Source organism: Sphingomonas xanthus, from assembly GCF_007998985.1.
Taxonomy (GTDB): domain Bacteria; phylum Pseudomonadota; class Alphaproteobacteria; order Sphingomonadales; family Sphingomonadaceae; genus Sphingomicrobium; species Sphingomicrobium xanthum.
In genome coordinates, this window is sequence record NZ_CP041659.1 from 772,726 (window position 1) to 791,585 (window position 18,860).

Below are 18,860 nucleotides of genomic sequence, written 5' to 3' on the forward strand. Positions count from 1 at the left end.
TGCTCAGCGCAGCCAGCCCCGCCGCGCCGACAGCCTGGCCATTTGCCAGAAGGCATAGGCGACCATGATGACCACCGCGGAGATGATCAGCGCGTCCGACGGGACGGCGCGCATTTCCGGGACGATTAGCACGCTGCTGACCTGGACGACCACGGCGACCAGCGAAACGAGCAGCGCAGGGGCAGCCCAGCGGCGGCGCAGAAGTAGGCCGATTGCGCCAACCAGGCCAACCCAGACCGCAATCCCGAAGGCCGCGTAATACCAGTCCGGCCGGGCCGCCAGCAGCGCCGCCTGGTCCAGCGGCAGTGCGGCGATGTCGGCGTCGGTCATCCGCACTTCGGCAAGATAGGCCAGACAGCCGGCGAGCTCGAACAGCAGGGCGCCCCCTGCCGCGGCCCAATACCATCCGGGCGCACGGGTGGTTGCCGAAGTCATTCTGGAATTGCCGTCGCTCATTGATCGCTCCCCCCGGACGGGACTGGAAAGTCGCCAGTCCTTCTCGTCCGACAGCCGAACCAAGCGCAAGTCGCCCGGTTACGCAACCGACGGGGCCGGATCATTCCCATTCGATCGTACCAGGCGGCTTCGACGTATGGTCGTAGACAACCCGGTTGATGCCCTTCACCTCGTTGATGATTCGCGTTGCGCAGCGGCTGAGGAAGGCCGCATCGAACGGATAGATGTCGGCAGTCATCCCGTCGACGCTGGTCACCGCGCGAAGCGCGCACACATGGTCGTAGGTTCGATAGTCGCCCATCACGCCAACCGTCTTGACCGGCAACAACACCGCGAACGCTTGCCAGATCGCATCATAGAGCCCGGCATTGCGGATCTCCTCGAGGTAGACTGCGTCGGCCTTCCTCAGGATGTCACAGCGCTCCTTGCTGACCTCGCCCGGAATCCGGATCGCAAGGCCTGGTCCCGGAAACGGGTGGCGGCCGACGAACTGGTCGTTGAGGCCAAGTTCGCGGCCCAGCTCGCGGACTTCATCCTTGAACAGTTCGCGCAAGGGCTCGACCAGCTTCATGTTCATGCGCTCGGGCAAGCCGCCGACGTTATGATGGCTCTTGATCGTTACCGACGGCCCGCCGGTGAAGCTGACGCTTTCGATCACGTCCGGGTAGAGCGTGCCCTGCGCGAGGAAGTCGGCGCCGCCAAGTTTCTTCGCCTCTTCCTCGAACACGGCGATAAACTCTCCGCCGATGAACTTGCGCTTGGCCTCCGGGTCGGTGACCCCGGCAAGGCCGTTCATGAACCGCTCTTCGGCGTCCACCACGACCAGCGGGATATTGTAATGATCGCGGAACAGCGTCTCCACCTGTTCCCGCTCGTTAAGCCGCAACAGGCCGTGATCGACGAACACGCAGGTCAGCTGGTCGCCGATTGCCTCGTGGATCAAAATCGCCGCAACCGAGGAATCGACCCCGCCCGACAAGCCGCAGATGACCCGGCCGGTGCCAACCTGCTGGCGAATTTCGGCGACCTTGGTGTCGCGATAGGCTGCCATCGTCCAGTCGCCGGCAAGCCCGCACACCTTGTGGACGAAGTTGGCGATCAGCCTTGCCCCGTTGGGCGTATGCGCCACTTCCGGGTGAAACTGGGTTCCGTAAAATCGGCGCTTCTCGTCGGCGATGACGGCGAACGGCGCGCCGTCGCTGACCGCGACGATCTCAAAGCCGGGCGCGAATTTGCTGACCTTGTCGCCGTGGCTCATCCAGACCTGGTGCCGCTCGCCCACGCTCCACAGCCCGTCAAACAGCGCGCAATCCTCGGTGACCGTGATGAAGGCGCGACCGAACTCCCCGTCCCATTCGCCATTGCTGCCCGCCTCGACGGTGCCGCCAAGCTGGTGGGTCATCACTTGCTGGCCATAGCAAATACCGAGGATCGGCACGCCAGCTTCGAACAGTATTTGGGGGACGCGGGGGCTTCCCTCTTCCGGCACGCCCGCCGGTGAGCCCGACAGGATGATGCCCTTGGGCTGCATTCGCCGATAGGCATCTTCGGCCAGGCTGAAGGGAGCGATCTCGCAATAAACCCCCGCCTCGCGCACGCGGCGCGCGATCAGCTGGGTCACCTGGCTGCCGAAATCGACGATGAGGATCGTATCTTGGGGTGCCGTCATGGCTGGCCGATAGGCATCGGCGCCCGCGCTGTAAAGTTTCGCCCTGACATGAAAATGGGCCGGGTTCGTCCAGAACCCGGCCCATTCCATTCCCTTGGAAAAGGGGGCGCTTAGTAACCGCGCCATTGGGCAGTGCGGCGCTTCACGTCGATATCGCGAATGCGGCCGTCGTAGCGGACTTCACAGTTGAAGCGGAGGTCCGCGCCGGCGTTGTAGCCATAGCTGCCGTAACCGCCGCGGCCATAGCCGTCATAATAACGGTTGCCCGAGCTGGCGACGCCATAGACCTTGAGGCCGTAGGACTTGCGTTCCACCCGGGTAATACCCTGGACGCGGCCCTGGGCCTGATTGTTATAGCCGTAGCCGTAGCCATAGCCCTGGCCGCCATATCCATAGTAGCCGCCGCGATAGCCGTTGATCCGGGCTTCCACCGCGCGGGCACATTGGTTTACGGCCGAACTTTGGTTGCGATAGCTGTTATAGCCGTAGTTTCCGTGCGGATATTGGCCATAGCCGAGGACGCTGTTGATGATCGCGCCGACCACCCCGCCCTGGTTGTTGCCATATCCATAGCCCGGGTAACTACTGCCGGGGTAATATTGCGCCGCAGCCGGGGTCGCCACACCCACGGCAGCCGCGATTCCGGCCGCACCGGCCAGCATCTTCATCTTGAGCGACATCGGCTGTCTCCTCGTTACTCACCGGATCCTTTGCGCAGGATCGGTCTCTGATAACGGTTAATAGCCGAGTCGGGCTGCATTGGCCCTGAATGCCGATGTCGGCGTTCGTTCAGCTTTGCGGAACGTTCCCCTTGGCGCTCAGTAGCCCCGCCACTGAGCCGGCCGCCGCTTGATGTCGATGTCGCGGATCTGCCCGTTGCGGTAAACCTTGCATTCGAAGCGAAGGTCGGCGCCGGCATGATAGCCGTAATTGCCATAGCCAGGACGGTTCCAGCCCTGGTAGCCGCCATAACCGGAACTAGCGACGCCCCATACCTTCAGCCCGTACTTCTTGCGTTCGACGCGGGTGATGCCCTGGACCCGGCCATTGCCATAGCGCCGATACTGGTTTCCGCTGTACCAGCCGCGCTGCCGGTTAAGCCGGGCTTCGACCGCGCGCGCGCACCGGTCGATCCCGTACCGCTCCCGGCCGTAATTATTGTATCCGTAGTTGCCATAGGGATAGCGGCCATAGCCAAGCACGCTGTCGACGATTGCGCTGCCAATGCCTCCGGACCGCTGCTGATACTGGGCCGAGGCGGGCCCGGCTACTGCGATTCCGGCCGCACCGGCCGCCACCAATATGATACGCATCCTGATCATCCCGCATCTTCTCCTTGAACCGCGACCCCCGGCCCGACCGGGAAATAACGTTACAGGTCCGAAAAGGATGCAAGCCCCAAGGCTGAACGTACCAAGGAAAAGGGGCCGCGGCGTTAAGCCGCGGCCCCCGAAGTGGTTCGATCGCGCGGAACTATCGGGACCGTTCGAGACCGGTGAAGTGACCGAAGAATGCGTAGACGTCGGCCGCTTCCTCAATGATCTTGCTGGTCGGCTTGCCCGACCCGTGGCCGGCGCGGGTCTCGATCCGGATAAGGAGCGGATCCGTCCCGGTCGTCCCGGCCGCCTGAAGTGCCGCCGCATATTTGAAGCTGTGCCCCGGAACCACGCGATCGTCTGTGTCGGCGGTGGTCACCAGCACCGCCGGATAATCCACCCCGCCCTTGATGTTGTGATAGGGCGAATAGGTCAGCAGGCTGCGGAAATCGGCTTCCTTGTTGGGATAGCCATAATCGTCGACCCAGTAGCGGCCCGCGGTAAAACGGTCGAAGCGCAGCATATCCATCACGCCGACCGCCGGGGAGGCCGCGGCGAACAGGTCGGGGCGCTGGTTGACCACCGCGCCGACCAGCAGCCCGCCGTTGGAGCCGCCCGCGATCGCCAGCTGGTCCTTGCCGGTGATGCCCTGCGCCTTCAGATATTCGCCCGCGGCGATGAAGTCGTCGAACACGTTCTGCTTGTTCTGCAACCTGCCGGCATCGTGCCATGCCTTGCCATATTCGCCGCCGCCGCGAAGGTTGGCCATGACCCACACGCCGCCCGCTTCAAGCCATGCCAGCCGGGTCGGCGAATAGCCGGGGGTCATCGACACGTTGAAGCCGCCATAGCCATAGAGCACGGTCGGTGCCGGGCCGGTGACGTCCTTGCGGCGGACGATGAACATCGGCACGCGGGTGCCGTCCTTCGACGCGTAGAAGCGCTGCTCGACCAGGTAATCGTCGGGATTGAATGCCAGCTTCGGCGCGGCCCAGGCGCTGGCCTTCCCGCTTGCCACGTCATAGCGGTAAATGGTGGTGGGCTGGTTGAAGCTGGTAAAGGCGAAGAAGGTTTCGTTATCGTCTTGGTCGCCCGCAAAACCGGCGGCGGTGCCGATCCCGGGAAGCGCGACCTTGCGGATCAGCTTGCCCTGGAGATCGTGGACCCGAACCTCGGTTTTCGCATCGACGAGATAGGATGCGGTAAGCCGCCCCCCGACCATCGATACGCCATCGAGCGTTGCCTCATCCTCGGCAATGATCGTCCGGACCTTCGGACTGGCCTGCGACACGTCCATTGCCACCAGCTTGAGCTTCGGCGCGCCGTCATTGGTGATGAAGTAGAAGGTCGCGCCCTTGTTGCCGACATAGCTGTAATTATGGGTGAAACCCTTGATCAGCGTGCGCGGCTTGGCAGTCGGCCTTGCAAGGTCGATCAGCGTCACTTCATAGCGATCGTCGGTGCCGATCGAACTGGTGACAACCAGCCACCGGCCGTCCTCGCTGATCGATGCATAATGCCCGTAATCGGGATGGTCGGGGGTGGCATAGACAAGCCGGTCGGCGGACTGAGGCGTCCCCAGCTTGTGGAAATAGACGCTCTGGTTCTTGTTGAGCGACTGGTAGGTCTGTCCGGGAGGCGGCTCGGGAAAGCGGCTGTAGTAGAAACCGCTGCCGTCCTTGGCCCATTCGACCGACCCGCCGAATTTCAGCCATTTCAGCTCGTCGCTCCTGAGCTCGCCGGTGCCGACGTCGAGCACCTTGACGGTCCGCCAGTCGGTGCCGCCGTCTTGGATTGCATAGGCGAGCAGCTTGCCGTCGTCGCTCGGGCTCCATTCGGCCAGCGCGGTCGCGCCGTCGGCGGACCAGCCATTGGGGTCGATCAGCACCCGGCCCTCGCCATCGGCCGACGAACGGACATAGAGCACCGACTGGTTCTGCAACCCGTCGTTGCGCGAATAGAAATAGCGGCCGCCCTTCTCACGCGGAATCCCGAAGCGCTCATAATCGTAAAGCTCGGTCATCCGAGCCTTGAACTTGTCGCGGAGCGGAAGCGATTCGAGGAAGGCGTCGGTGACCGCATTTTGCGCGGTTACCCAGGCCCGGACCTCAGGATCGTTGCGGACGTCATTCTCCAGCCAGCGATAAGGGTCGGCGACATTTTCGCCGAACTGGGGCTCGATCAGGTCCATCTTGCGGGTCAGCGGATATTGGATGGCGCCCTCCTGAGGCGTTGCGGCTGCCGCGGCGGCCAGTTCGGGGGGTGACGGGGGAGGCGGGGGAACAGTGGCGCAAGCGCCTAGGGCGAGGCTGGAGGTGGCCAGCAAGGCGGCGGCGGTCAGGCGGAATGGCATGAAGAAAATCTCCGGGAACTACTGGCAAAGAAAAAGGCGCGGGCCAGACTAGCCCGCGCCTTTCGTTTTTCAATCCGTGGAAGCGACGATCAGGCCTCTTCGCCTTCTTCGACCATCACCGGACCCGAGTCCTGGCCCTTGGCCGAGACGTCGCGGTCAACGAATTCGATGATCGCCATCGGCGAGGCGTCCGACGAACGGATGCCGGCCTTCACCACGCGGGTGTAGCCGCCGTTGCGCTCGGCGTAGCGCGAGGCGATAACGTCGAACAGCTTGACCAGTTGGGCATCGTCGAGCAGGCGCGCATGGGCCAAGCGACGGTTCGAAAGCCCGCCCTTCTTGGCAAGCGTTACCAGCTTCTCGACATAGGGACGAAGTTCCTTCGCCTTGGCAAGGGTGGTGGTGATCTGTTCATGCTTGATCAGGGCGGCGGCCATGTTGCGGAACATGGCGGCGCGGTGGGCCGAGGTGCGCTGAAGCTTACGGCCGGCGATGCGATGGCGCATTTTTCTAGTCCTTCGTTCGTAGGGGGCCCGTGCGAGGTAGCCCGATCCAGGCGGTGATCACGGGCACCGCCCAAACCCGTTTGCGGTCAATTAGCCCAGCAATTCCTGCTCAAGCTTCTTGGCCATTTCCTCGATATTTTCCGGCGGCCAGCCGGGGATGTCCATGCCGAGGCGCAGGCCCATCGAGGCAAGGACTTCCTTGATCTCGTTGAGGCTCTTGCGGCCGAAGTTCGGCGTGCGGAGCATCTCGGCCTCGGTCTTCTGGACCAGATCGCCGATGTAGATGATATTGTCGTTCTTCAGGCAGTTGGCCGAACGGACCGACAGTTCCAGCTCATCGACTTTCTTGAGTAGGTAGCGGTTGAGCTGGTTGGTGTCTGCGGCGGCGCCTTCCTGGGCGACGATGCCGGGGGTTCCGGCCATGCCCGCGGACGGGGCGGCGCGAACCTGACTGTCGTCGAAGTGGACGAACAGCTGCAACTGATCCTGAAGAATCCGGGCCGAATAGCCCAGCGCGTCCTCGGGGCTGACAGTGCCGTCGGTTTCGACGGTCAGGGTCAGCTTGTCATAATCCAGTTCCTGACCGACGCGGGTGTTTTCCACCTTGTAGGCGACCTGGCGAACCGGGCTGTAGAGCGCATCGACCGGGATCAGGCCGATCGGCGCATCCGCCGGACGATTGGCGGCCGACGGAACATAGCCCTTCCCGACGTCAGCGGTCAGTTCCATGTTGAGCGTCGCGCCATCGTCGAGGTGGCAGATGACGAGTTCAGGGTTGGTCACCTCGATATCGCCGCTGGTGGCGATCTGGCCGGCGGTGACTTCGCCCGGGCCGGTCGCCGACAGCTGGAGACGCTTCGGGCCTTCGCCTTCCATCTTAAGCGCGATCTGCTTCACGTTAAGGATGATGTCTGTGACGTCCTCGCGGACCCCCGCCAGGCTCGAGAATTCATGCAGCACGCCTTCGATCTTGATCGAGGTGACGGCCGCGCCCTGAAGCGACGACAGCAGCACGCGACGCAGCGAGTTGCCGAGGGTCATGCCAAAGCCACGCTCCAGCGGCTCGGCCACGAACACCGCCTTGCGGCGGACGTCGGTGCCCGGCTTTCGCTCCAGCGCGTTCGGCTTCTTTAGTTCCTGCCAGTTCTTTGTGTTGACGGCCATTTTTCTTCCTTGGCAGTAGGGGGAGGCGGCGTCCCGCGGTCCCCTGGATTTGAACCTTGTTGCCTAAGCGGATCGGGCCAGAGCAGATGCCCCGGCCGATCTCGGCTCAGACGCGGCGACGCTTCGACGGGCGCACGCCATTGTGCGGGATCGGGGTCACGTCGCGGATCGACGTGATCTGGAAGCCGACCGCCTGCAGCGCACGAAGCGCGCTCTCGCGGCCCGAACCCGGACCCTTGACCTCGACCTCGAGGGTGCGGACGCCATGTTCGGCGGCCTTGCGGCCTGCGTCTTCCGCCGCGACCTGCGCCGCATAAGGCGTCGACTTGCGGCTGCCCTTGAAGCCCATCATGCCAGCCGAGCTCCACGCGATGGCGTTGCCCTGGGCGTCGGTGATGGTGATCATAGTATTGTTGAAGCTGGCGTTCACATGGGCGACGCCGGCGGTGATGTTCTTGCGCTCGCGACGGCGAAGACGCTGGGGGGATTGGGCCATTCTCTCTAAATCCTCGAAAAGCGGTCGGCGAGGCGCATCGTCACCACGCAGGATGCGTGCCGGCGTAGCGCCCCAGCGGCGTTACTTCTTCTTGCCGGCGATCGGCTTCGCCTTACCCTTGCGGGTGCGGGCGTTGGTATGCGTGCGCTGGCCGCGGACCGGAAGGCCCTTGCGGTGACGCAGGCCGCGGTAGCAGGCGAGGTCCATCAAGCGCTTGATGTTCATCGCCGTCTCACGACGCAGGTCGCCTTCGACGGTGTAGTCGGCGTCAATCGCTTCGCGGATGTGCAGCACTTCCTGATCCGACAAGTCCTGGACGCGGCGCTCCGGAGCGATCTTCAGCTTTTCGGTGATTTCCTTGGCCTTGGCCTGTCCAATGCCGTGGATATATTGAAGCGCGATCAGAACGCGCTTGTTGGTGGGCAGGTTGACGCCCGCAATACGTGCCATGAACTATTTTCTCCTAGCTCCACAGGTCAGCGGGCACCCGACCGACCCATCTCAAAGCGTTGACCCTTCAGGATCCCGTCAAAGTCGCCTTCGAAGGGAGCCCTGTCCAACGGCAAAACGGCGCGCGCAGGGATGCGCCGCCGGCCAACCGGTGAAACGGGATGGGGATGCTGTAGGAGTCGCCCGGGTGAGAGTCAAGCGCAGACGGGACCCTTTCGGCTATCCGGAACAACCCATTTTGCCTGCACCGCTAACCCATGCGAAGCGACCCCGGTGTCTGCCCGAACGAAGTCGCGCCAGATCGCCATGCGCCCCGACCCTGCAGGCGATTGCCGCGCAACCGCCATGCCATTAGGGCGGTTGGCAATGCAGCGCCTGTTCCACGACCATCCGATCCCCGACGCGCTTCGCGGCGCCGTGATCGCATTGGGCAATTTCGACGGTTTCCACCTCGGCCACCAGGCCGTGGTCGGGCGGGCGGTGCAGAAAGCCGCGCATGAGCGGCGGCCGGCGATCGTCGCGACTTTCGATCCTCACCCGGTTCGCCATTTCCGGCCCGAGACGCCGCCCTTTCGCCTGACCACGCTCGACCAGCGCGAGCGTCTGTTCGCCGCGGCCGGAGCCGACGCGATGCTGGTGTTCCGCTTCGGCGCCGAACTGGCCGCGACGCCGGCCGAGGAGTTCGTCGCCGACCTGCTCGGGCGCCGGCTCGGCGCGGCGGGGGTGGTGACCGGCGAGGACTTCACATTCGGCAAGGGGCGCGGCGGCAATGCGCAACGGTTGCGCGAATGGGGCGCGGCGCGGGGCATCGATGCCGAAGCGATGACCGCAGTGGTGCTGGACGGAAAGCGAATCTCCTCTGGCCGGATCCGCGAGGCGCTCCAGGCGGGTGATCCTGCATCCGCCACCCGCCTCCTCACGCGGCCGTTCGCGATCGCGGGCAAGGTGATCCATGGCGACAAGCGCGGGCGCGAGCTTGGCTGGCCCACCGCCAACATGGAACTCGGCAGCTATCTTCGCCCGGCCTATGGCATCTATGCGGTGCGTGTCCGCCTCGGCGATGGCAGCGAGCATGACGGGGTAGCCAATCTTGGCGTTCGGCCGATGTTCGATCCGCCCCGCGAATTGCTGGAAACTGTATTGTTCGACTTCGACGGCGACCTCTACGGGCAGGCCATCGAAGTGGCGCTCCACGCTTACATCCGGCGCGAGATGAAATTCGACGGGATCAACGCGCTGAAGGCCCGGATGGACGAGGACGCCGCTGCGGCCCGCCGGCTGCTTGCCGCTGGCCCGCCCCTCGCCTAAGGCCCGCCGCGATGCCCGATACGCCAGCACCCGAAAAGCCAGACGCCGACAAGCAAGATTGGCGCAGCACCGTCTTCCTGCCCAGGACCGACTTTCCGATGAAGGCGGGCCTTCCGCAGAAGGAGCCGCTGTTCCTTGCCCGATGGCAGGAAGCCGACCTTTACGACCAGGTCCGCGCGAACCGCGCTGGGCGTGAGAAATTCATCCTCCACGACGGCCCCCCCTACGCCAATGGCGACATCCATATCGGCCATGCGCTCAACCATATCCTGAAGGACATGGTCATCCGGACCCAGACCTTGCTGGGGAAGGACGCGCCCTACGTGCCCGGCTGGGACTGTCATGGCCTGCCGATCGAATGGAAGGTCGAGGAGCAGTACAGGAAGAAAAAGCGCAACAAGGACGAGGTGCCGGTCAAGGAATTCCGCGCCGAGTGCCGCGCCTATGCGCAGCATTGGGTCGACACCCAGCGCGAGCAATTGAAGCGGCTCGGCATCGGTGCACAGTGGGACAAGCCCTATTTGACGATGAACTTTGAAGCCGAGGGAACGATCGTTTCCGAGCTCTACAGGTTCGCGGAGTCGGGCCAGCTCTATCGCGGCGCCAAGCCGGTGATGTGGTCCCCGGTCGAAAAGACCGCGCTGGCCGAGGCCGAGATCGAATATGAGGACATCACGTCCACCCAGATCGACGTGGCGTTCGAGATTGTCGAAAGCCCGATCCCGGAGCTGGTCGGGGCCCACGCCGCGGTGTGGACGACGACGCCCTGGACGATCCCGGTCAACCAGGCGATCGCTTACGGCCCAGAGGTCGAGTATGTTTTGGCCGAATTCAAATCCGGCACGATGGATAATGGCCCGCGACAGCGAATTCTGATTGCGAAGGCCCTTCTTCAACAGGTTCAAGACCGCCTCGCAGGCAGCATCGCCCCGGTCCTGCAGATGATCGGCTCTGACTTCGCCGGCACCGTCGCGCGCCACCCGATGCACCATCTTGGCGGCTTCTTCGCGAGGCCGCGCCCGTTTCTGCCGGGTGATTTCGTAACCACCGATAGCGGAACCGGCCTCGTGCACATGGCTCCCGACCATGGTGAGGATGATTTCGAATTGTGCAAGGCGCATGGCATCGAACCGCAGTTCGCGGTCGAGGCCGACGGCCGTTACCGTGACGACTGGCCCTGGCTGGGCGGCTATGATGAGCGGCGCATGTCGGTCATCAACCCCAAATTCAACGCCCCCGACGGCCCGATCTGCTCCGACCTCAGCGAAGCCGGCGCGCTGCTCGCCGCCTCGTTCGATTACAGCCACAGCTATCCCCACAGCTGGCGGTCGAAGGCCAAGGTTATCTACCGCTGCACCCCGCAATGGTTCGTGGCGATGGACAAGCCAATCGGACTTCATCACCTCAAGTCGACCGCCGAGATCCGCTGGGAAGGCGAAGGCGGCGCGCCGCTCGACCCCGCCCATCATGTCGCCGACGAAACCGCGACCCTGCGCGACCTAGCGCTGAAGGCGATCAGCGAGACCCGCTTCGTTCCCGAAAAGGGCCGCAACCGCATCGGCTCGATGGTCGAAGGACGGCCCGACTGGGTGCTGAGCCGCCAGCGCGCCTGGGGCGTGCCGATCGCGGTATTCATCGAGAAGAAGAGCGGCAAGCTGCTGGTCGACCATGAGGTGAACGAGCGCATCGTTGCGGCGATCAAGGCTGAGGGGGTCGACGCCTGGGACGAGGAACGGGCGCAGGAATATCTGGGCGATCGCTATGACGCCGCCGATTATGAACGCGTCACCGACATCCTCGACGTCTGGTTCGATTCGGGCTGCACCCATGTCTTCACGTTGGAAAGCGGCCATTGGCCCCAGCAGCGCTGGCCCGCCGACCTCTATCTGGAAGGGTCCGACCAGCATCGCGGCTGGTTCCAGTCTTCGCTGCTGGAAAGCTGCGGGACGCGCGGCCGGGCGCCTTACGACGCCGTCCTGACCCACGGCTTCACCATGGATTCGAAGGGCATGAAAATGTCCAAGAGCTTGGGGAACACGATCAGCCCGCTCGACCTGATGCGTGATTATGGCGCAGACATATTGCGGCTGTGGGCGCTCTCGGTGGATTTCACCGAGGATCACCGCATCGGCAAGGAAATCCTCGCCGGGGTCGGCGACCAGTATCGCAAGCTTCGCAACACCTTCCGCTACCTGCTCGGCGCGCTCGACGGGTTCGGCGAGGAGGAGCGGATCGCGGCTTCGGAGATGCCCGAGCTTGAGCGCTACATGTTGGCGCTGACCGCAGAGCTGGACGTGGTGCTTCGCCAGGCGGTCGCGGACTATGATTTCAACAGCTATGTCCGCGCGCTGAGCGAGTTCGCCAACAACGACCTCAGCGCCTTCTTCTTCGATATCCGCAAGGACTCGCTCTATTGCGACGCTCCGAACGATCCAAAGCGCCGCGCCTATCGCACCGTGCTCGACACACTGTTCCATGCGCTGGTCCGCTGGGCTGCACCGGTGCTGGTCTTCACCGCCGAAGAAGTGTGGGGCACACGCTATCCGGACGCGGGCAGCGTCCACTTGCTCGAATGGCCGCTGGTCGACAGCGAATGGCGCGACGAGGCGCTTGAAGCAAAATGGGCCGAGTTGCGAAGCCTTCGCGAAACAGTGACCGAAGCGATCGAACCGCTGCGGCGCGACAAGCTGATCCGATCGAGCCTGGAGGCCGAAGTGACAGTCGCAAGCAATGCCGACCCCAAGCTGCTCGAGGAGCTGTTCATCGTCTCCTCGGTCAGGCCGGGCGAAACGTTGGCGGTGACCAAGACTGATCATCATAAATGCGGACGCTGCTGGCGCCTGCTTCCCGAAGTGAGTGAAGACGGCGATTTGTGCGCGCGGTGCGAGGATGTGGTGAATGGCTAAGCAGGGTTTCGCCTATTCGATCGCGCTGGCGATCTTCGCGGTCGACCAGCTGACCAAGTGGATTGTCACCGGCCCGCTGCGCCTGCAGGACATCGGCCAGATCGAACTGCTGCCGATCTTCAACCTGACCTGGGTGGAAAATTACGGTATTTCGCTAGGCTTGCTCAATGCCACGACGCAAACCGGGCGCTGGCTGCTGGTCGCGATGACCGCCGCGATCGCGATCGGCGTGGGCTGGTGGATTCGCAAGGAAGAAAAGCGCGGCGACCAGCTTGCGCTAGCCCTGGTACTGGGCGGAGCGCTCGGAAATATCGTCGACAGGGTCCGCCACGGCTATGTCGTGGACTTCGCTGATCTGCATTTCGGGGCCTTCCGTCCCTTTTTGGTCTTTAATGTCGCCGATGCCGCGATTAGCATCGGCGTGGTAATCTTGCTGCTCCGCGCCTTTTTCGTGCGCGATCCGGCGCCTGAAGGAACGAACGAACATGCGTAAGGCCATTATCCTCATCGCCCCGGCAGCCGCGCTGCTGGCCGGCTGCGGCGTCTTCAGCGGCAAGCGCGCGTCACTCGACGAGTTCGCGGTTGCCCGCAACGCGCCGCTGGTCATTCCCCCCGATTATACGCTGACCCCGCCGGTCGCCGGAACGATCAGCATGTCGGCGCAGGATGCGCAGACCCAGGCGATCGAGGCGCTGTTCGGCGGCCCCGCCCCGCGCAGCCAGACCGAAACCTCGCTGCTCGAGCGCGCCGGGCGCGATCGCGCTTCGCTTGGAGTGCGTTCGACCGTCGGTGACCCGGAGACCCGCGTGGTCGACAAGGGCCAGGCGACCCAGGCGATCATCGCCGCTGCGCCAAGCGGAAGCCAGCTGGCGTCGGCCCAGACCCCGCAATAACTGGCTTAAGGGGGGCTTGATGAGCTCAGAGAATCTTTCCGCAAGGCTGGTCGAAATCGAAGCCATGCTCGACCGTTCGCGGCGGCGCTTCGAGGAAGGCAGCCGCTTGGTTGAAGAGGCTCACCGCAGCCTCGCCGAGGTGCAGCAGCTGCTGCTCGGCACGCCGGTCACTCTCAGCGCCGAAGATAGCGAGGAAGCTGCCTCGCGCCTGCTCGCCAGCCTCAAGGCCAGCGGAACCGAGCTTCCCGAAACATTGTGCGGCGGTCGCTTGGCGGTGGACCCGGTCCAGCGCCTGATCCGGATCGACGGTCATCCAATTGGCATCACGGAGATGGAATATCGGGTCCTCGAGCTGCTTGCCTTCGCGCGCAACAATGTCGTCACCCGGCAGATGCTCCTCAAGCATCTCTACCGCCGCGCCGACGACCAGCCGCAACCGAAGATCATCGACGTATTCATCTCCAAGCTGCGCAAGAAGCTGCGCTCGGCATCGGGCGGGGCCGAGTTTATCGAGACGATCCCGCAGCGCGGCTGGATCCTGCGCGACATCGAGACCGCAAGCGCCGCCTGAGGCCTGATTCACTGAAGATTTACCCTGCCGTGACAAACGGCGGAGCATGATTCATTTTCTGCCCGAATCGTTCAGCGAATCGGCCGAGGCCGAAGCCCCGGTCGTCGCCGGACCTTATGCCGAGGCCGTTGCCCGGCTGGCGTCGATCCGCCAGGCGCTGGCCTGCGTCGATGAGGTCGCGGGCGATCCGCCATCGGAATCCATGGCTGAGGCCAAGCTTGCCGCGGGCTGGCCGGTGGCCTCCCCGGCGAGACAGCGGGTCTATGACGCGCGCTCGGCGCGGATTGCGTCAGCGGCTGCGGCAGGCCTTGAAACCATTGCATCTCACCATGACGCGGGCCGTAGGCCCAATTCCGCGGCGCTTGCGCGCTTCCGCGACGAAATCGGCCGCGGCGTCGAGTCGGTCGACCAGCTGTTCAGCCTCTAGACGGACCCTTGGCCTTGGGCGTCGTTGGATCGGCGCCCCACTCGCTCCAGCTTCCATCATATAGCCGTGCGTGGCGTCCGCCGAGGCGGTGGGCGGCAAAAATGATGCTGTTGGCCGTCACCCCCGACCCGCAGGAGGCGACGAACGGGGTCCTGGGATCGACCCGCAGCGCGTCGAACAGTGCGGCCAGCTCCTCGTCGGAGCGAAGCGTGCCATCGTCGCGGTAAAGCGCGGCATAGGGCAGGTTCCTGGCACCCGGGATGTGTCCCGAGGCGACACCCGGCCGGGGATCGGCGTCTGTTCCGGCGAACCGGCCCGGCCCGCGCGCGTCGAGCAGCGGGATAGACAGGCCCTGCGCAATTTCCGCCTTGGCGATGACTTCACCCGGCCGCTCGCGGGCATCGAACCGGGCCTTGCGCGGCGCCGGATCGCCGCTTTCAACCGGCCTTCCTTCCGCGCGCCATTTCTGAAAGCCGCCGTCGAGGATCGCAACCCGCTCCGCCCCGAAATGGCGAATCATGAACCAGCCGCGGGCGGCCGTCCTGAGGCCGCTGTTGTCATAGACTATGATGCGGTCGTCGCGCCCGACGCCGAGGTCGCGCATCGCTTCGCCGAAGACGGCTGCCGACGGCAGCATGTGCGGGCTCGGCGACGCCTTGTCGCTGACCGCGTCGATATCGAGGAAGCGGGCGCCGGGGATATGTGCGACGCGAAATTCTGCAACCGGGTCGCGGCCCTCTCCCGGCAGGAAAAGGGTCGAATCGACGATGGCGAGGTCGGCCGCGCCAAGGTTCTGCGCCAGCCAGTGGGTGGTCACCAAATTATCCATGCAGCTCCCCTGTTTGCCGCTGTTCAATGCCCCGCCCGGCCACTCCTCGCAATGGCTTGAATGCCCTGCTAGAGGCGCAGCGATGACTATGACCCCGAAGCATCTTGGCCAGTCTAGCGCCCTTCCCGCGTCGCCCGAGGAAGCGGTCCTGGACTATGTCCCCAATCCGCGCGCAGGCCAGCTCTACCTGGTGCGCTTCGCCGCGCCCGAATTCACCTCGCTTTGCCCGGTAACCGGACAGCCCGACTTCGCCCATCTGGTGATCGACTATGCGCCGATGGAATCGATCGTCGAATCCAAAAGTCTCAAGCTGTTTCTCGGCTCCTTCCGCAACCATTGCGGCTTCCATGAAGACGTCACCGTCGGCATCGGCCAGCGCCTGTTCGAGGAGATGAAACCGCGCTGGCTCAGGATTGGTGGCTACTGGTATCCGCGGGGCGGAATCCCGATCGACGTGTTCTGGCAGTCGGCCCCCCCGCCCGAAGGCCTGTGGCTTCCCGACCAAGGCGTCCAGGCCTACCGCGGCCGGGGCTAGGCGCTGCGCGTCGCGATCCTCGGTGCCGGGTCGATCGGCGGCTTCGTCGGCGGATGCTGGCAGGCCGCGGGGCTCGATATCAGCTTCATCGGCCGCCCCGCCTTTGCCCGCGACATTGCCCGCCATGGCCTTGTGCTAAGCGACTATGACGGCTGGTCCGCGACCTTGCCCGCCGCCGACGTGGCTTATGGCATCGATCCTGCCACGCTGGCGGATGCCGACCTCATCGTCCTGTGCGTCAAAAGCGGCGCGACCGGCGACGCCGCGCGGCAGGTCGCCGATCATGCCCGCCCCGGAACGGCTGTCCTCAGCCTCCAGAACGGCATCAGCAATGTCGATGTCCTGCGCGAAATCCTGGGACCAGGCTTCCCGGTCTTCCGCGGGATGGTGCCGTTCAATGTCGCCTATCTGGGCAACGGGCAATTTCACAAGGGCGTCGCAGGCCAGCTTTACGCCGACGATGTGCCCGCGATGCGCCAGCTCTCAGCGGCGATCGGCCCTTCCCCCGCGGCGGTGAACCTGTCGCAGGATATGCTCGGGATCGCCTGGGGCAAGCTGCTGATCAACCTCAACAATGCGATCAATGCCCTGTCGGGCCAGCCGCTGCTGCCCGAGCTGCGCAACCGCGGCTATCGCCGGGTCTTCGCGGCCTCGATGCGCGAGGGGCTGACGCTGCTAAAAAGTGCCGGGATCCGCCCCGCCAAGGTCGGCGCGGTCGGACCGCGGCTGTTACCCTGGGTGATCGCCGCGCCCGACCTGCTGTTCAATAGTTTGTTCCTGAAGGGCTGGAAGATCGATGACCGTGCCCGTTCGTCTATGGCCGACGACCTGGCGCGGGGCAGGAAGACCGAAGTCGACTTTATCAATGGCGAGGTCGTCGGACTGGCTGAACGGCTGGGCCGGGACGCGCCGGTCAACCGGCGGATCGTCGCGCTGGTGAACGCCGCCGAAAACGGTGCCGGTCCGCTTCAACCCGACGCGCTGTGCCGTGCCGCGCTAGGCCGCCAGCGGTAACGCTGCCTTCTTTCGCGTGGTGAGGTAAAGCCAGGCGATCGCTGCCGCGAACAGCGCGATGCCGAGCGGCACCGCCCAGCCATGTTCCTCGACCAGCGCCAGCGGTGCCGCACTGTCGGTCGCTCCGACCATCGCGGCGAAGGCTACACCGAAAAGGCTTTCGCCGACGATCAGGCCGGTGGCCATCAGCACACCCAGCCGCTCGGCAAAATCGGGATTAGCCGCCCGCGCCGCCCAGCGATTGTAATAATGGCCGATCAGCGCCCCGACCGGGATCAGCATGGTGAGGGCCATCGGCAGGTAAATTCCCATGCCGACCGCAAGCGGCGGAAGCATGCCCTTGTTCGACCGGCGCAGCATCTCGTCGGCGATGCAGGCGGCGACGCCGATCGCCGCGCCGAGGCCAATCAGCCCCCAGTCGAGATTGTTGCCGAGCACGCCCTGCGCGATTGCCGAAATGAGCGCGGCCTGCGGGGCAGCAAGGGCGTTGGCGCCCGCGCCCGGCGCACCCTGGAAGCCGAAGGCGTCGTTGAGCAGTGTCAGGATCGGCGGAATGACCACGGACCCGAACAGGACGCCGAGGATCAGCGCCACCTGCTGCCGCCATGGCGTCGCGCCGACTAGCTGTCCGGTCTTGAGGTCCTGGAGGTTGTCGTTGGAAATGGTGGCGATGCCGAAAACGATAGCGGTGACGAACAGCGCGAAGGCGACCAGCGCCTGGGTGGCGCTGGCGTCGACCGCTGGAAACAGCGCGGCAAGGATCAACGAGATGCCCAGCACGGCGAGAATTCCGACGCCTGAAATCGGGCTGTTCGACGCGCCGATCAGGCCCGCCATATAACCGCAGACCGCGGCGATCACGACGCCCGCGAACAGGATGTAAAGGATGGTCACGACCAGCGTTCCGCCCATTGCCGAGCCGACCGGTCCCGACTGGCCGAAGGCCGCCAGCAGAAGGCCGATCGGCAGCATCGAGGCGATGATCGTTCCGACAACGATGGTGATCGGCAAGTCGCGCTCGGTGATCGGCAGGCCGGCGCCCTGACCCGCGCGGCGGGCGCGATTGGCGGCGATCGCCCCCAGCACGCCCTTCACGATCGGACCAATGATCTTGAGCAAGGTCCAGACTGCCGCGACCCCGATCGTCCCGGCGCCGATGAAGCGGACCTTCTGCCGAAAGGTATCGCCGACCAGGGCCTGCAGGTCGGTGGCGCCCGCCACGCCGGCCAGTCCGGTCTGCCAGGGGACCAGCACGAACCAGCTGGTGATCATTCCAACCAGCATGGCGATGCCGACGCCCAGCCCGACCAGATGTCCGACGCCGATCAATGCCATCGACAGGCTGGTCGACACGCTCGTCGCACCGGCGCCGAACTTGAAGGCTCTTGCGGCTTCGGCCGCGACGATGCGGGTCTGGGCGAGAATGGCGAAGCCGGCGGACACCAGCGCGCTCATCAGGATCGCCGCAAGGCCACGTTTGTTCTCCTCGACGCCGCCGACGCCGGCGCCGACTTTGAGCACTTCCGCCGCGGCGACTCCTTCGGGATAGGGAAGGTCGCCCGACGTCACCAGCGCCCGGCGCAGCGGCACCGAATACATGACGCCCAATATGCCGCCGATGGCGATCACCGCGACCGACAGCCAGAAGGGAAAACCGGTCCACCAGCCGACCATCACCAGGCCGGGCAGGACGAAAATGATCGCGCTCAACGTCCCTGCCGCGGAGGCGATGGTCTGGACGATATTGTTTTCCTGGATCGTCGATCCCTGGAAGTAGCGCAGGATCGCCATTGAGATCACCGCGGCCGGGATCGAGGTGGCAAAGGTGATGCCGATCCTCAGGCCGAGATAGACATTAGCCGCCGTGAAGAGGAGAGTGATGAGCCCGCCGAGGATGACGCCGCGCAGCGTCAGTTCGCGAATCAAGGCCGTCGTCGTCGATGCCGCGGCGGTCGCCATGGTCATGC

19 protein-coding genes are annotated in these 18,860 nt (G+C 64.6%); 8 read left to right on the forward strand and 11 right to left on the reverse strand.

The annotated features are described in order from the left end of the window. Positions 1-3 precede the first annotated feature (3 nt). From FMM02_RS03890 to rpsM, 9 genes are all read right to left on the reverse strand, one after another. Positions 4-456, reverse strand: coding sequence for a hypothetical protein (locus FMM02_RS03890; RefSeq protein ID WP_147493632.1), 453 nt, complete (start codon positions 454-456; stop codon positions 4-6). A 100-nt stretch (positions 457-556) separates the two neighbouring features. Further along, complete coding sequence (guaA, locus tag FMM02_RS03895) at positions 557-2,125, reverse strand: glutamine-hydrolyzing GMP synthase (protein WP_147493633.1); 1,569 nt, start codon at positions 2,123-2,125, stop codon at positions 557-559. Between the two features lie 110 nt (positions 2,126-2,235). After that, positions 2,236-2,805, reverse strand: coding sequence for a hypothetical protein (locus FMM02_RS03900; RefSeq protein ID WP_147493634.1), 570 nt, complete (start codon positions 2,803-2,805; stop codon positions 2,236-2,238). Between the two features lie 138 nt (positions 2,806-2,943). Further along, positions 2,944-3,447: a hypothetical protein gene (locus FMM02_RS03905; protein ID WP_147493635.1), complete on the reverse strand. Its 504-nt coding sequence runs from the start codon at positions 3,445-3,447 to the stop codon at positions 2,944-2,946. A gap of 151 nt (positions 3,448-3,598) precedes the next feature. Further along, positions 3,599-5,794: a prolyl oligopeptidase family serine peptidase gene (locus tag FMM02_RS03910; RefSeq protein ID WP_147493636.1), complete on the reverse strand. Its 2,196-nt coding sequence runs from the start codon at positions 5,792-5,794 to the stop codon at positions 3,599-3,601. An 89-nt stretch (positions 5,795-5,883) separates the two neighbouring features. Then, complete coding sequence (gene rplQ, locus FMM02_RS03915) at positions 5,884-6,300, reverse strand: 50S ribosomal protein L17 (protein ID WP_147493637.1); 417 nt, start codon at positions 6,298-6,300, stop codon at positions 5,884-5,886. Between the two features lie 90 nt (positions 6,301-6,390). Further along, positions 6,391-7,464, reverse strand: coding sequence for a DNA-directed RNA polymerase subunit alpha (locus tag FMM02_RS03920; protein WP_147493638.1), 1,074 nt, complete (start codon positions 7,462-7,464; stop codon positions 6,391-6,393). 106 nt (positions 7,465-7,570) lie between these two features. Next, positions 7,571-7,960 carry a 30S ribosomal protein S11 gene (gene rpsK, locus FMM02_RS03925; protein WP_147493639.1) on the reverse strand — a complete coding sequence of 130 codons (390 nt, stop codon included), beginning with the start codon at positions 7,958-7,960 and terminating at the stop codon, positions 7,571-7,573. Positions 7,961-8,041: 81 nt separating this feature from the next. Continuing rightward, entirely contained in the window at positions 8,042-8,410 is a 369-nt protein-coding gene (gene rpsM, locus FMM02_RS03930) for a 30S ribosomal protein S13 (protein WP_147493640.1), read from the reverse strand. A gap of 366 nt (positions 8,411-8,776) precedes the next feature. Here rpsM and FMM02_RS03935 point away from each other — a divergent pair, with 366 nt between their 5' ends. Genes FMM02_RS03935 through FMM02_RS03960 form a run of 6 tightly spaced genes read left to right on the forward strand, consistent with a single transcriptional unit; the run spans position 8,777 to position 14,515 of the window. After that, on the forward strand, positions 8,777-9,718 hold the full coding sequence (locus tag FMM02_RS03935; RefSeq protein WP_147494957.1) for a bifunctional riboflavin kinase/FAD synthetase: 942 nt from the start codon (positions 8,777-8,779) through the stop codon (positions 9,716-9,718). Positions 9,719-9,729: 11 nt separating this feature from the next. Next, positions 9,730-12,624 (forward strand): isoleucine--tRNA ligase, encoded by a 2,895-nt coding sequence (ileS, locus tag FMM02_RS03940; RefSeq protein ID WP_147493641.1) that lies wholly within the window; start codon positions 9,730-9,732, stop codon positions 12,622-12,624. Then, positions 12,617-13,117, forward strand: a complete 501-nt coding sequence (gene lspA / locus FMM02_RS03945; protein WP_147493642.1) for a signal peptidase II — start codon at positions 12,617-12,619, stop codon at positions 13,115-13,117. Before ileS ends, lspA begins: the two co-directional genes overlap by 8 nt. Then, the gene (locus FMM02_RS03950) at positions 13,110-13,517 is read left to right on the forward strand and encodes a DUF3035 domain-containing protein (protein WP_147493643.1); all 408 of its coding nucleotides are present in this window, start codon (positions 13,110-13,112) and stop codon (positions 13,515-13,517) included. The genes lspA and FMM02_RS03950 overlap by 8 nt, the downstream gene beginning before the upstream one ends. Before the next feature lie 19 nt (positions 13,518-13,536). Further along, entirely contained in the window at positions 13,537-14,088 is a 552-nt protein-coding gene (locus FMM02_RS03955) for a winged helix-turn-helix domain-containing protein (protein WP_147493644.1), read from the forward strand. A 46-nt stretch (positions 14,089-14,134) separates the two neighbouring features. Continuing rightward, positions 14,135-14,515, forward strand: a complete 381-nt coding sequence (locus tag FMM02_RS03960; protein ID WP_147493645.1) for a hypothetical protein — start codon at positions 14,135-14,137, stop codon at positions 14,513-14,515. On the opposite strand, the gene sseA is transcribed toward FMM02_RS03960, so the two are convergent. Next, complete coding sequence (gene sseA, locus FMM02_RS03965; protein WP_147493646.1) at positions 14,505-15,344, reverse strand: 3-mercaptopyruvate sulfurtransferase; 840 nt, start codon at positions 15,342-15,344, stop codon at positions 14,505-14,507. The two genes, FMM02_RS03960 and sseA, sit on opposite strands and share 11 nt — an antisense overlap. Positions 15,345-15,426: 82 nt before the next feature. Here sseA and queF point away from each other — a divergent pair, with 82 nt between their 5' ends. Both queF and FMM02_RS03975 read left to right on the forward strand, forming a co-directional pair. Continuing rightward, positions 15,427-15,879, forward strand: coding sequence for a preQ(1) synthase (gene queF / locus FMM02_RS03970; RefSeq protein WP_147493647.1), 453 nt, complete (start codon positions 15,427-15,429; stop codon positions 15,877-15,879). Positions 15,880-15,912: 33 nt separating this feature from the next. Then, a complete protein-coding gene (locus FMM02_RS03975) occupies positions 15,913-16,893 on the forward strand; it encodes a 2-dehydropantoate 2-reductase (RefSeq protein ID WP_246104847.1) in 981 nt (326 codons plus the stop codon). Here the strand turns inward: FMM02_RS03975 and FMM02_RS03980 are convergent. Next, positions 16,876-18,852 carry an OPT family oligopeptide transporter gene (locus FMM02_RS03980; protein WP_147494958.1) on the reverse strand — a complete coding sequence of 659 codons (1,977 nt, stop codon included), beginning with the start codon at positions 18,850-18,852 and terminating at the stop codon, positions 16,876-16,878. The two genes, FMM02_RS03975 and FMM02_RS03980, sit on opposite strands and share 18 nt — an antisense overlap. Between the last annotated feature and the right edge of the window lie 8 nt (positions 18,853-18,860).

Coding starts and splice junctions, on each gene's coding strand:
- FMM02_RS03980 (WP_147494958.1), bottom strand. CDS start 18,852: ATGGCGACCGCCGCGGCATCGACGACGACGGCCTTGATTCGCGAACTG.
- FMM02_RS03920 (WP_147493638.1), bottom strand. CDS start 7,464: ATGGCCGTCAACACAAAGAACTGGCAGGAACTAAAGAAGCCGAACGCG.
- rpsK (WP_147493639.1), bottom strand. CDS start 7,960: ATGGCCCAATCCCCCCAGCGTCTTCGCCGTCGCGAGCGCAAGAACATC.
- queF (WP_147493647.1), top strand. CDS start 15,427: ATGACTATGACCCCGAAGCATCTTGGCCAGTCTAGCGCCCTTCCCGCG.
- guaA (WP_147493633.1), bottom strand. CDS start 2,125: ATGACGGCACCCCAAGATACGATCCTCATCGTCGATTTCGGCAGCCAG.
- FMM02_RS03950 (WP_147493643.1), top strand. CDS start 13,110: ATGCGTAAGGCCATTATCCTCATCGCCCCGGCAGCCGCGCTGCTGGCC.
- FMM02_RS03905 (WP_147493635.1), bottom strand. CDS start 3,447: ATGATCAGGATGCGTATCATATTGGTGGCGGCCGGTGCGGCCGGAATC.
- rpsM (WP_147493640.1), bottom strand. CDS start 8,410: ATGGCACGTATTGCGGGCGTCAACCTGCCCACCAACAAGCGCGTTCTG.
- FMM02_RS03960 (WP_147493645.1), top strand. CDS start 14,135: ATGATTCATTTTCTGCCCGAATCGTTCAGCGAATCGGCCGAGGCCGAA.
- ileS (WP_147493641.1), top strand. CDS start 9,730: ATGCCCGATACGCCAGCACCCGAAAAGCCAGACGCCGACAAGCAAGAT.
- FMM02_RS03955 (WP_147493644.1), top strand. CDS start 13,537: ATGAGCTCAGAGAATCTTTCCGCAAGGCTGGTCGAAATCGAAGCCATG.
- FMM02_RS03890 (WP_147493632.1), bottom strand. CDS start 456: ATGAGCGACGGCAATTCCAGAATGACTTCGGCAACCACCCGTGCGCCC.
- FMM02_RS03910 (WP_147493636.1), bottom strand. CDS start 5,794: ATGCCATTCCGCCTGACCGCCGCCGCCTTGCTGGCCACCTCCAGCCTC.
- rplQ (WP_147493637.1), bottom strand. CDS start 6,300: ATGCGCCATCGCATCGCCGGCCGTAAGCTTCAGCGCACCTCGGCCCAC.
- lspA (WP_147493642.1), top strand. CDS start 12,617: ATGGCTAAGCAGGGTTTCGCCTATTCGATCGCGCTGGCGATCTTCGCG.
- sseA (WP_147493646.1), bottom strand. CDS start 15,344: ATGGATAATTTGGTGACCACCCACTGGCTGGCGCAGAACCTTGGCGCG.
- FMM02_RS03935 (WP_147494957.1), top strand. CDS start 8,777: ATGCAGCGCCTGTTCCACGACCATCCGATCCCCGACGCGCTTCGCGGC.
- FMM02_RS03900 (WP_147493634.1), bottom strand. CDS start 2,805: ATGTCGCTCAAGATGAAGATGCTGGCCGGTGCGGCCGGAATCGCGGCT.